The following is a 12,220-nucleotide window of genomic DNA, read 5'->3' as shown; positions in this document are numbered from 1 at the left end:
TCGGCTTTGCCCGGCGGCGCTGCGCTTGCGCGGGCCTATTCTTTTAAATCAGAACCGCTCTTCCACATAGCGGAACGGGTATTTTGTGGGTTTGACTTTGCCGATTTTGCGCTTCGGTAAATCCACCTTATCGACGTGAATTTCTTTATACGGTATCTGCGAAAGCAGATGCGAAATAATATTGAGGCGCACGCGTTTTTTATCCTCTGAACGTGCCACAAACCACGGCGCCCAGGCGGTATCGGTGGCTTCAAACATGGCGTCGCGTGCAAGGGTATACTCATCCCAGAGGTTAAAGGATTTAATATCCATCGGTGACAGCTTCCAGATTTTACGACCATCGTTAATACGGTCGCGCAGGCGCCGCTCCTGCTCTTTCGGCGTCACCTCCAGCCAGTACTTCAGCAGGATAATTCCGGCATCGACCATCGCTTTTTCCATAACCGGCGCGCCGTCCAAAAATTTCTCCGCCTGTTCCTCCGTGCAGAACCCCATCACCCGTTCCACGCCCGCGCGGTTATACCAGCTGCGATCGAAGATCACGATTTCGCCAGCCGAAGGCAGATGCGGCACATAGCGCTGGAAGTAGAGCTGGCTTTTTTCCTTTTCAGTCGGAGCAGGGAGCGCAACAACGCGAAACACGCGAGGGCTGACGCGCTCGGTGATTGCTTTAATGGTGCCGCCTTTGCCTGCACCATCGCGTCCTTCAAAAACAATACACACTTTTAACCCTTTGGCGACGACCCACTGCTGGAGCTTAACCAGTTCGACGTGCAGGCGGCGGAGCTCTTTTTCATACTCTTTGGTCTTAAGCGGTGCATTCGATACGACATCAACAGCGACAGGGGCTTTCTTTTTACTTCCCATAATTGTCATCCTCAGGTTGTCCGGCGTGGAAAAAGCGAGGCCGCACTATGAAGTGTAATCCACCTGATATTAAACGTATTGTTTTTAGGTAATTAATTTAGCAACACTTTTTCAAGCAGTTATTTAGGTATTAACGAAGGTGCTTAGCACCCGTTCCCCTTTTAGAACGTCACGGATGCGAAAAATCAGCACGTTTAATCCCACACGCTAAATGTGGTTAGCGTGATAATTTCGTTCTTATTTACTTAAAGGAACTAAGAATGAGTTGGAATAAAGAAGCTGCTGTTTCACACCTCCGATCACGCGCTCTCGGTCGTTCACATAACGAATGTGCAATGTTTACCAGGGAAGCAATAAAAGCAGGTGGCGTCAGGCTGGAGAGAACGCTAAACGCAAAAGATTACGGGCCATCATTACTGCGAGCGGGATTTCATGAAGTTCCTCCGGGTTCTACATTATTAAGTGGCGATGTTGCTGTCATTCAACCCTATCCGGGCGGAAACTCAAGCGGACATATGACAATGTATGACGGCACACAGTGGATTTCCGATTTTCGACAACACGGCATGTACCCTGGGCCGGGGTATCGCGCGGCTCAACCGTCTTTCAAAATTTACAGGAAGAATTGATGCGAGCTGCAATGGTGTTGTTTGCGTGTCTGCTTTCCGCATGTACTGTTAAGCCCGATATCAGCGCTTCAGACCGCGTCCGAGCTTTCTACGCAGCATATCTACCGACCCTTACCAGTAGTGACAGAGAATTCCCACTATCCGAAATGAGCGAATATGTCTCTGCAGACACGCTCAAGAGACTGGACGATATAGAGTCGATACCCGAACAAGATTTACTTGGCTCTGATTACTTCGCTTACGCGCAGGATTATGACCCGTCGTGGATATCGGCGCTCACTGTCGGTACCTCGAACCCCTTTTTGGGTGGTGAGGTAATGCCAGTTTGGATTGGTAAGGAAAACGGCGGGAAGTTAGAACTGGAAGTTTTCGTTCGGCGTGAGGCTGATAAATGGAAGATATACAGGGTCCGTGATGTAAGCGATAACTATGAGCATCCCATATTTAACTCGGGTGCAATAACTCGCGTGAAGTCTGCTGCTGAAAGCGGCCTGTAAAGAATAAACCTCACAAGCCCTGGCACCTGCCGGGGCTTTTTATTGCGCGCGTACCAGGTGTACGGAGCGCGCCCGGTTGTGCGTTCGGCACATCCAGTTAAGGCCCACCATTAGCAATTTAAACAAGCAGATAGAGAGATGTCTAATGTAACAAAATAGCGGTGTGTTAAATGTAAAAGGACGAGTTTTTCTTACGAATCCCCTCGTCCCTTTGCTTCAATTAAGCTTTACTTTGCTTCACTTGGGTAAAAACTGCTCCAACATTTTCGCTAGATCTGGCTTTCCTAACGAATTTAACTCGCTAAGTAAGTTATCGCGGCAATCTTGGGTGAGTTTTGTGGCAATCAAGCCAATAAGTAATTTGATTGCAGTAATTTCTCCGTTAACGTCGTCAAAGGTTTTAGTACTTGTTTTTAGCTTAATATTCACATCATGATGCGGCATAAAAAATTTCCTTATCAAGAGGTTATCAGCCATTCCTCTTTGCTGATTGCACCCATGTTGCTGCATATGGGTGAGCTGAGGCTTGATGGTAACTAAGCACGCTAATAATAACCTTGATCATAATGCGGATTTTCAATGTAAGTGATCTTATAGTGCGTCCTACGGGACGCATTCATTAAGACCGCTGACAGTTTTTTTGCTTTCCGGCGATACGGCAGGGGTATTCGCGAATGTGCCACGGCACAGTACCCCTGTCATATCGTCGGTATTCGTTTTAGTATTAATACTACATTTCAGCATTTTTAATCCCACAGCTTATCAAAGGTTAACGTAATAATTTCCTTCTCACTTACTTAAAGGAACTAAGAATGAGTTGGAATAAATAAGCTACTGTTTCGTATCTCCGTTCACACGCTCTGGGGCGCTCTCATAGTGAATGTGCTAAGTTTACCCTCCTTGCCATTCTGGCTGGCGGTGTTAAGGTAGCGAACACAGATTATGCAAAAGATTATGGGGTTGAATTATTACGTGCTGGATTCAGTGAGCTGCCGCCCGGTTCAACGTTAATTGCTGGTGATGTGGCCGTGATACAGCCATACCCTGGTGGAAATGGCATAGGCCACATGACTATGTATGACGGTACACAATGGATTTCTGATTTCGTTCAAAAAAGTATGTATCCGGGGCCTGGATACCGCAAAATGCAACCATCCTTTAAAATTTACAGGATGCATTGATGAAAAGGATATTGTTATCATTCGTTATGTTGCTGGTGGGATGTAGTTCGGCTGCCAATCAAGAACGTAGCGCACAAGACGCTACTGAATCATTTTATAAATCCTATCTTTCCGTATTCGGCAGCGATGAAGCCAGGCCTTATCCTGCCGACGAACTGCGTAAATATGTTTCTGCTGATACGATTGTTCGCATTAATACTATTCAGGAAATCTCTGAACAAGAGTTAATAGAGTCTGACTATTTTACGTATACCCAAGATTATTCTCGTGAATGGATACCTGCGTTACGAGTGGAAAACGCCAGACCATTTTTAAACGGTGAAGCAGTCCAGGTTATTGAAGGGGCGGGTAACGGGAGAAGCATTCACCTTGAGGTATTTCTTCGTCGTGAAGATGATGCATGGAAAATTTACCGCGTTCGTGACGTAACGAACAATCACGAGCACCCAATTTTCAATGCTGGCGCGATTACACGCGCTAAAGCAGCGGCAGAAAGCACACCGTAAAAGCCAGACCTTAAACCCTTTAAAGCCCTGACGCCTGCCGGGGCTTTTTGTTTTCCATTGCCCCGTGTCGCGGTTGGAGAAAACTCCTGAATTAATGGATTAACCTGTCAGCCATCTTATTTGAACTGGCTCACCATACAAGATTATTCAATAATGCCCGCTGCGAGTGATTAACCCGTGGTTGAGGCATGAAAAAGACAATATTTTCGCTGGCGCTTGGCACATTTGGCCTTGGCATGGCCGAATTTGGCATTATGGGCGTGTTAACCGAGCTGGCGCATGACACCGGTATTTCGATTCCCTCCGCCGGGAATATGATCTCGTTTTATGCCTTCGGCGTGGTTATTGGCGCCCCGATTGTGGCGCTGTTCTCAGGCAGGTTCTCCTTAAAAACTACGCTGCTGTTTCTGGTTGCCATGTGCGCGGTTGGGAACGCTCTGTTTACGTTTTCTACGTCATATTTCTGGCTGGCGATCGGGCGCTTGATTTCCGGTTTCCCGCACGGCGCCATTTTCGGCGTCGGGGCGATTATTCTTTCTAAAATCGCGCCGCCGGGGAAGGTGACGGTCGCGGTGGCCGGGATGATCGCCGGGATGACCGTGGCCAACCTGATGGGCGTTCCGCTGGGGACCTGGCTCGGGCACCAGTTTAGCTGGCGCTATACTTTTTTTCTGATTGCCGTGTTCGATGCGCTGGTGATCCTTTCGGTTCTGCTCTGGGTGCCGGACATCCGCGACAAATCGGAAATCAAATTGACCGAGCAGTTCCACTTTCTGAAAAAACCAGAACCCTGGCTGATTTTTGCCGCCACCATGTTTGGCAACGCCGGGGTGTTCGCATGGTTCAGCTTCGTTAAGCCGTTTATGGTTAACGTCTCCGGTTATTCAGAAGGGATGATGACGGCCATCATGATGCTGATGGGGCTTGGCATGGTGTTGGGCAACCTGTTGAGCGGCAAGCTCTCGGGACGCTTTAGCCCGCTGCGCATTGCGGCGACTACTGACATGGTGATTGTCGCCTCGCTGCTGCTGCTTTTCGCCTGTGGCGAACTGAAAACGGCCTCGCTGGTGATGGGTTTTATCTGCTGTGCCGGGCTGTTCGCGCTCTCTGCGCCGCTACAAATTCTGCTTCTGCAAAATGCGAAGGGCGGTGAGATGCTGGGTGCCGCGGGCGGGCAGATGGCGTTTAATCTCGGCAGCGCGATCGGTGCATATTTTGGCGGGATGATGATTACCCTCGGCTTTAGCTGGCGCTACGTCACGCTGCCTGCGGCGATACTCTCGTTCTCGGCCATGAGCGCGCTGTTGATCTACGGTAACCTGCGGGCCAGACGGGCTCAGGCTAACGCTCGCGCGCTAGCCTGATCGAATTCAGGCAAGCCAGGGCTCGCCCAGGGTCAGCATCAGTCGGTTCGCCCATGCGAAGAACGCGGCGGACTGCACCAGGTCAAGCTGGGCTAAGGTGTCCAGCCCCTCTTTTTCAAGCGCGGCAAGGTGCAGCGGCGTGGCGGCAGGAGGCGTAACCGATAGCGCCGCCGCAAAATTGATCTCCGCCTGCCAGCGCGCAGATTGTCCCTCGCTCAGGGATTGTCCTGGACGCACGGCCAGCAGGGCCTCTACCGCAGCGTCATCCTTTGACAGCTGGCTGGCTTTCCGCGCATGGACAGATGCGCAGTAGATGCAGCCGTTAATTTTACTGGCGACCGTTGCGGCCAGCTCGCGCTCGGCGCGCGGCAATCCTCCCGGCGTATAAAAAATCCCTTTATCCGTTAGCGTGCGCTGTTCAAGCACCGGCAGGTTGCGGCCCAGCAGGCGGAAATAGTCGGAATCGGTGTGGCCAAACTTCGCCAGGATCGCAACCTCGTCATCACGAAAATCCGCCAGCGGTTTGGCGGCGATCCACGGTTCCCAGCCCAGTTCCTGCTGGGTGAAGGCGACGGGAGCCGCCTTGCCGGTGGCCGTGGTTGCGGTCGTGTGCCAGACGCCTGCCGCCACCGGGGCATCGTTTGTGGCGACTGGCCTGTCGTTCAGCAGCCGCAGCCCGGCAATCAGTCGGCTCTGGAAGCTGACAAAGGCGATCAGCTGCGCCAGGGTCACGATACCTTCTTTGCTCCATCCCGCCTGGGTCAGCGCCTTTAACGATGCGGGCGTGGCTTCGACGGGAGAGAAGGTCAACAGACGCGCGAAGTTCAGCGCCGGGGTCAGACGGTCGGAGGTCGGGTCTGCCAGGCCAAACCCCGCATAGTGTGCGGCCAGCGCCTCCGCATTGTGCCACCTCGCGACTTTTGCCGCGACGGCGAAGCGTTCGTCCAGCGCAAAATCGCTGTCCTGCTGGGTAAATAAGATTTCGTAGCTGCCCTGCGCGTGTCTTGTGGCGGCGTCCCGCGTGGCGCGCGCCTCTGCCAGAGGGGAACCGGGTTTAATTTCCGCCAGCTCGGCGAGAATGTCGTGACTTAATGACATAGGTGTCTCCTCAAAGGATGTGGGGGGCAATATGTTCGGCGATCAGTTCGATAGAGCGCAGCGTGTCGCGATGGGTGGGCTCGACCGAATGGACCTGGAATGAGATGTCCGTGGCGCGCCGGAGAACGGAATCGGCCTGCAGCGAACGCAGCACCGTCTCGGGCGAACCGATGTGGGCGTCGAACTGGCGACGAAAATCTGTGACGGTGTCACCTTTAACCGCGTGTCCGGCAGCGCGATGCTGCTTTGCCTGTTTCGTGAGGCCCGGCGTCGCAACCTTCAGCGCATAGTCATCGCTGTCGGCGACGAACGCGGTACGGGAAGCCAGAATGCGCGGTGCGATGCCCGCGGGCAGCGCCTCAAGGTAGGCATCCACAATCGGGTTCTGGATCGCGTCGAGCGTTAAATCCAACTGGTCTGCCGGGCGCGGCTGCGTGCGGGAGAGCATCAAACCGTGTCCAGCCCGCGCGGCGCGAACGGCGCCGTCGACGGAAAAGGTGGCAATCCAGATCCGGTCAGCCAGCTGTGGCGCTGGCGGGTAAAGGTGGTTATCCGGATGGGTGAGCGAATCCCCGCGCCAGGCGCTCTGGATCACATGTAGATGGTCAGCAAAGGCCGCGCCGCGCTGTTCGAACGTCAGTCCGAACGGCAGGAAAGAGGTCGGCGTGCCGCCCGAACCAAAACCGACTTCGAGACGTCCATCGGCGAGTAAATCCAGCACCGAGGCATCTTCTGCGACGCGCAGCGGGTTTTCCATCGGCAGGGTAATGATGGCCGTGCCGAGTCGAATGGTTTCGGTATGCGCCGCAACGTGAGCCAGAAACAGCAGCGGCGACGGCAGGCCGCCTTCACTTTCGTGGAAGTGGTGCTGGGCAATCCAGGCGCTGTCAAAACCGTGGCGTTCGGCGTGGCGGATCTGTTCGGTTGCCAGACGATAGCGCTCTTTCGGCGTGGCGTCGTCAAGCAGGCGGGTGAAAAATCCCAGGCGTTTTCGCGTCATGCGAACTCCTCCGTAGCGGGTGAAAAATGGGGAATGGCGGCAATCAGCTCGCGGGTATAGTCGTTCTGCGGTGACGTGAATAAGGTTTCGACGTCGCCCTGTTCGACCACCTGACCGCTGCGCAGCACCGTGACGCTGTGGGCGATCCGGCGAACGGTGGAGAGATCGTGCGTGATGAACAGGTAGGTTAATCCCAGCTGCTGCTGCAGCTGCTGAAGCAGTGCCAGGATCTGCGCCTGCACGGTGACGTCCAGCGCGGAGGTGGCTTCGTCCAGCACCAGAATAGTCGGCTCCAGAATCAGCGCCCGGGCGATGGCCACGCGCTGGCGCTGACCGCCTGATAGCTCCCTGGCGGTGCGGGTCAGGAGTTCGGTAGGCAGGGCAATCCGCTGCGCCACGATTTCCACCCGGACCTTTCGCTCAGCCTTCGCGAGGCGGGAAAAGTTCTTCAGGGGCTCTTCGATGATGTCAAACAGCGTCTGACGCGGATCGAGAGAGGCGAACGGGTTCTGGTAAACAAACTGGATCTTCTGGCGCAGCTGACGACGGGCCTCGCGGCTGAGTGCGGTGGCATCAATGTCATCAATAATGACCTGTCCGCTGTCGGCCTGATCAAAACCCAGCAAAATACGGGCGAGGGTGGTTTTCCCGGAGCCGGATTCACCGACCAGCGCGTGCGTGCTGCCGCGCCTGACGTCAAACGTCACCCGATCCAGCGCCTGAAGCTGATGATCTTTGCCCAGCGAGAACCGTTTGCTGATGGCACGGGCGCGAATGGCCGGTGACGCGAGCGGCAGGCCGGCTACCGGGGCGATGGTCAGGCGCTGGCCCTGGAGATCGCTCAGCAGCTGTCGGGTGTAGGCGTGCTGCGGCGTGCGGACGATATCGGCGGTGTCGCCGTGCTCCTGAACCTCGCCGTTGCGAAACACCAGCAGCCTGTCCGCGCGCTGAGCGGCCAGGGCCAGATCGTGGGTGACAAACAGAACGGCAGTACCCGATTCCCGGCGCAGGATATCCAGCAGATCAAGAATGCGTTTTTGCACCGTCACGTCCAGCGCGCTGGTGGGCTCATCGGCAATGATGACGTCCGGACACAGCGCTATCGCGATGGCAATCAACACGCGCTGTTTCATTCCGCCGGAGAGCTGGTGCGGATACTGCGTCATGCGCTGTTCGGGGTGGCTCAGGCCGACCTTTGTCAGCAGGGCAAGCACCAGCTCGTCGCGTTGGGCGCGAGTCACCTTCTGGTGCAGCTGAATAATTTCCCCGACCTGACCACCGATCGTCTTCACCGGGTTGAGTGAATTACCCGGATCCTGCGGAACCAGGCTGATTCGCGCCCCGCGCAGGGTATCGAGACGCTTCGCTGACCACCGGCTAATCTCCTCGCCGTTGAGCACGATTTTCCCCGCATCGCGACGGGCGTTATCCGCCAGCAGGCCAATGATCGCCTGTGCCGTGGTCGTTTTGCCGGATCCGGATTCGCCGACAAACGCCAGCATTTCCCCTCGCCTGAGGGTGAAGCTGACGTTATGCACCACCTCGCGCCACTGGCGCGCGGTACGGTAGCTGATGGCCAGGTTTTCTACCGAGAGTACGGTCATTTCAGGCCTCCGCTGAACTGCTGGCTGATACGGTTGGTGGCAAGCACGACGGCGATGACGACGACGCCGGGGAAGGTGGTTAGCCACCAGGCGGTAGAGAGATAGTTACGGCCTTCGGCGATCAATAAGCCCCATTCCGGAACGGGCGGCGGGGTGCCATAGCCGAGAAAGCTCAGCGTTGATAGGGCCAGGATAGCCTGACCAAACTGCAGCGTGGCAAAGGCAAGGACGGCGGTTAAGGCGTTGGGCAGGATGTGTCGCCACAGCACCGCCAGGAACGTCCCGCCGCTGCCAAACGCCGCCTCGACGTAATCCGTATGGCGGATGCGCACCACTTCACCGCGCGCGAGGCGGGCGAAGCTGGCAATAGAGGCCACGCCGACGGCAATGGCGGCGTTAACGGTGCCAAACCCGAGCAGAATAATAACCGTCAGGGAGAGCAGCAGAGACGGAATGGACAACAGCACGTCGACATAACGCATCAGGAAAGACTCGACGCGTCCGGCGAACGCTCCGGCTATGACCCCCAGACCTGTGCCGACCACCAGCCCCATCGTGACGGCAGCTAGCGCCGCGCTCAGGGAGTGGGACGCACCGTACACAATACGGGTGTAAACATCGCGGCCAAGCTGATCGGTGCCGAGCCAGTGTCCCGCCTGCGGCGCAAGACGTTGCGCTCCGGCGATGCCCTCAATCGGGCTGTAGTGGGTTAACAGGCCGGGCGCCACGGCGGCGAAAATCGCAATGATAATTACCGCCCATGCCAGCCACAGTCCGGGCTGCCACGCGACGCCCTGCCAGCCGGGAACGCGTTTTCGCGCGGCGGCAGCGTAATCGACCAGGCTCATGATGCACCTCCGGTAACGGTTTGCAGACGGGGATCCAGCAGCGGCATAAGCAGGTCCACCAGCAGGTTGATCAGGACAAAGCCGAGGGCGGAAATCATCACTACCGCCTGAAGTACGGCAATATCCTGGTTATTCACCGCCTGCTGGGTCAGCTGCCCGAGCCCGCTGCGGCCAAAAACGGTTTCGGTGATCAGCGCCCCGGCAATCAGCTCGCCCAGCAGCAGCCCGGCAATGTTCAGGACAGGCAGCAGGGCGTTGCGGGTCACGTGACGCCACAGCACGGCGGTTTCACTCAGCCCTTTGGCCCGGGCTACGGCAACAAACGGCTGCGTCGCCACCTGGTCGAGGCTGCGCATCAGGATTTGCGCCAGCGGGGCGGAGATCGGGATCGCGACGGTCACGATCGGCAGGATCAGCCCCTGGAGCGGCGTCGGGTTAATCACCGGGATCAGCCGCAGCTGGAAAGAAAAGAGCTGGATGAGGGCAATCCCCAGCCAGAACGTCGGTAAGGAGATAAACAGGACCGGCAGAGACTGGAGGGTATTACTCAGCCAGCGCAGACCCGGCAGACGCGACGCAAAGGCCAGCGCAAACGCCAGCAGAACCGCGATTAAAAAGGCGGGCAGGGCGAGGCTCAGGGTATCCGGCAGATTGCTGGCAATCAGCTCGCTGACCGGCACCCCGGCCTGTAACGAATAGCCGAAATCCCCGTGCAGCATCGCCAGCAGCGTATGGCCGTATTGCTGCCACAGCGGGCTGTCCGCGCCGTAGGCCACGCGCATCTCCTCAATTTGCGCCGGGCTTAAGCCCAGGTCCGGGTTCTGAAATTTAATCAGCACCGCGTCGCCCGGCAGCACCTGGAGCAACACGAACGAGAGGGTAAAGGCGGCCCATAGTACCAGCAGCCCGTGCCCAAAGCGTTGAAGAAGTGCGTGGCGCATCGTCAGCTCCTCAGTGTTTCTCAATCCACGCGCCGTAGAAGGACGGGCGGCCGACCGCTTCAAAATTGACGCCTTTTAGCCACGGCGCACCGGCAAAGACCTGCGGCTCCTCGAAAATTGGAATGACGTAGGCGTTATCCAGCAGGTAGCGCTGGGCGTCCCCCGTCAGCTGCAGGCGTTTTTGCGGATCGACCTCAGCCGAAATGTTCACCAGCAGTTCATTCAGCTTGTCGTCACGGAAGTTTTTGACCTTGTCGCTGGAGCCGCCTTTTTGCAGCAGCGCGTCGCGGTTAGCGGTGTAGAACATGCTTTTCACCACGTCAGGATCGGCGCGTCCCACTTCGGAGACGGTTAACGGGGTTTTCAGCGGATCAAGGTTATCCAGCGTGCGGCTGCCAGCGTCACCAGCTTTCACGCTCAGCGCCACGCCCACCTGGCGCCACTGCTGGGCAACCAGCTGCAGCACCTCTTTGTTTTGCGGCTGCGGCAGGGATTCGTACACCGTCAGCGCCAGCCGTTGCCCGTCTTTGGCGCGGATCCCATCGCTGCCCGCTTTCCAGCCCGCCTCGTCCAGCAGCTGGTTGGCTTTTGCCGGGTCAAAGGTCAATTTATCGCTGAGATCGACAAAGCCGGCGGCAGAATCGGCAATTACCGACTTCGCCTGCGGATAGTTGGCCGAGAAGAGGGTCTCGACCACCTGTTTTGCGTTGGTGGCATGCAGCAGCGCCTGGCGGACGCGAATATCGGAGACCAGCGGGTTATCCGGGCGGAAGCTAATACTGTCGTTCACCCCGCGGGTCGGGGCGGCGTAGATTTTATAGCCCTGGTCTGTCGCCTGCTTTTCGTCATACGCCTGGACCTGGCGAATAAAGTCGGCCTGACCGGCCAGCAGGGCGCCGACGCGCACGCTGTCTTCCTGGGTCACGATAAACTTGATGCCGTCCAGATTGGCTGGCCCCTGCTGCGTCAGGTTTTTCGGTCCCCACTGGTAGTCCTTACGCGCTTCCAGCGTCACTTCGCGACCCAGCTTCTCATCCTTCACCACAAACGGGCCGGAGCCAATGATATGCCGGGCGTCACCCAGCTCTTCAAAGTTGCGCTTCAGCGTGCTGAGCGAAACCAGGCCCGAGCCAATCGTGGCGGTGCCCTGCAGGAACCCCGGCGACGGTTTTTTGAAGTAGAACTTCACGGTCAGCGGGTCGACCACTTCGCTGCGATCGTAGTTATTGATCACTTCTGACACCGGAAGACGCTGCGCTTTGTTGCCTAAGCCGTAGGTATCAAAGTTCTTCGCTACGGCGTTGGCGTCCAGTGGCGTGCCGTCGGAGAAGGTGATGCCGGGACGCAGCTTAAAGGTGTATTCGGTTTTATCGGCGTTGGTGGTCCAGCTTTCGGCTACCCAGGGCTCCACCTGTAACGTTTTCGGGTTCTGCCACGTCAGTTTGTCGGTGATCTGGTTCAGAATGCCGCCGTTCGGGTAGAAGCCGCCGGCAGGCGGGTAAAGGTTGGTATGCGCCTGTTGCTCCAGATAAATCAGCGTGCCGCCTTTGACGGGCGCATCTGCTGCCCACGCTGCGGTTGTCGCCAGAATCAGCGCCGTCAGCAGCGGCAGACGAAATGGGGTTTGCATGGTGAATTCCTTTGTTATCTTCTTGTTAGCGTCGGATTCATCATCGGGCGCGGGG

The 12,220-nt window shown here is 56.6% G+C and carries 12 protein-coding genes; 4 read left to right on the top strand and 8 right to left on the bottom strand.

All coding sequences use genetic code 11. The features are described 5' to 3' along the window. Nucleotides 1-48: 48 nt before the first annotated feature. The gene (gene ppk2, locus LRM19_RS07220) at nt 49-867 is read right to left on the bottom strand and encodes a polyphosphate kinase 2 (protein WP_111963626.1); all 819 of its coding nucleotides are present in this window, start codon (nt 865-867) and stop codon (nt 49-51) included. Between the two features lie 260 nt (nt 868-1,127). On the opposite strand from ppk2, the gene LRM19_RS07215 reads away from it, so the two are divergent. Continuing rightward, the gene (locus LRM19_RS07215) at nt 1,128-1,496 is read left to right on the top strand and encodes an NlpC/P60 family protein (protein WP_133294487.1); all 369 of its coding nucleotides are present in this window, start codon (nt 1,128-1,130) and stop codon (nt 1,494-1,496) included. Then, nucleotides 1,496-1,993 (top strand): YbjP/YqhG family protein, encoded by a 498-nt coding sequence (locus tag LRM19_RS07210; protein WP_133294486.1) that lies wholly within the window; start codon nt 1,496-1,498, stop codon nt 1,991-1,993. Before LRM19_RS07215 ends, LRM19_RS07210 begins: the two co-directional genes overlap by 1 nt. Before the next feature lie 237 nt (nt 1,994-2,230). On the opposite strand, the gene LRM19_RS07205 is transcribed toward LRM19_RS07210, so the two are convergent. Further along, entirely contained in the window at nt 2,231-2,470 is a 240-nt protein-coding gene (locus LRM19_RS07205; RefSeq protein ID WP_271367960.1) for a hypothetical protein, read from the bottom strand. A 703-nt stretch (nt 2,471-3,173) separates the two neighbouring features. Here LRM19_RS07205 and LRM19_RS07195 point away from each other — a divergent pair. Both LRM19_RS07195 and araJ read left to right on the top strand, forming a co-directional pair. Then, nucleotides 3,174-3,680 (top strand): YbjP/YqhG family protein, encoded by a 507-nt coding sequence (locus LRM19_RS07195; protein ID WP_271367958.1) that lies wholly within the window; start codon nt 3,174-3,176, stop codon nt 3,678-3,680. A gap of 188 nt (nt 3,681-3,868) precedes the next feature. After that, a complete protein-coding gene (araJ, locus tag LRM19_RS07190) occupies nt 3,869-5,044 on the top strand; it encodes an MFS transporter AraJ (RefSeq protein WP_271367957.1) in 1,176 nt (391 codons plus the stop codon). A 6-nt stretch (nt 5,045-5,050) separates the two neighbouring features. Here the strand turns inward: araJ and LRM19_RS07185 are convergent, their stop codons facing one another. Genes LRM19_RS07185 through LRM19_RS07160 form a run of 6 tightly spaced genes read right to left on the bottom strand, consistent with a single transcriptional unit; the run spans nt 5,051 to nt 12,165 of the window. Then, nucleotides 5,051-6,142, bottom strand: coding sequence for an alkylhydroperoxidase domain protein (locus LRM19_RS07185; RefSeq protein ID WP_271367955.1), 1,092 nt, complete (start codon nt 6,140-6,142; stop codon nt 5,051-5,053). 10 nt (nt 6,143-6,152) lie between these two features. After that, complete coding sequence (locus LRM19_RS07180; RefSeq protein WP_271367953.1) at nt 6,153-7,142, bottom strand: putative FMN-dependent luciferase-like monooxygenase; 990 nt, start codon at nt 7,140-7,142, stop codon at nt 6,153-6,155. Further along, complete coding sequence (locus LRM19_RS07175; RefSeq protein WP_271367952.1) at nt 7,139-8,746, bottom strand: dipeptide ABC transporter ATP-binding protein; 1,608 nt, start codon at nt 8,744-8,746, stop codon at nt 7,139-7,141. The genes LRM19_RS07180 and LRM19_RS07175 overlap by 4 nt, the downstream gene beginning before the upstream one ends. Further along, a complete protein-coding gene (locus tag LRM19_RS07170; protein WP_271367951.1) occupies nt 8,743-9,594 on the bottom strand; it encodes an ABC transporter permease in 852 nt (283 codons plus the stop codon). Before LRM19_RS07170 ends, LRM19_RS07175 begins: the two co-directional genes overlap by 4 nt. Continuing rightward, nucleotides 9,591-10,535, bottom strand: coding sequence for an ABC transporter permease (locus LRM19_RS07165; RefSeq protein WP_127731005.1), 945 nt, complete (start codon nt 10,533-10,535; stop codon nt 9,591-9,593). Before LRM19_RS07165 ends, LRM19_RS07170 begins: the two co-directional genes overlap by 4 nt. 10 nt (nt 10,536-10,545) lie before the next feature. Further along, a complete protein-coding gene (locus LRM19_RS07160) occupies nt 10,546-12,165 on the bottom strand; it encodes a TIGR04028 family ABC transporter substrate-binding protein (protein ID WP_271367950.1) in 1,620 nt (539 codons plus the stop codon). Between the last annotated feature and the right edge of the window lie 55 nt (nt 12,166-12,220).

The organism is Enterobacter sp. PI-10 (assembly GCF_027947695.1).
Classification (GTDB): Bacteria; Pseudomonadota; Gammaproteobacteria; order Enterobacterales; family Enterobacteriaceae; genus Enterobacter; species Enterobacter vonholyi.
This window is presented reverse-complemented; position numbering and strand designations above follow the sequence as displayed.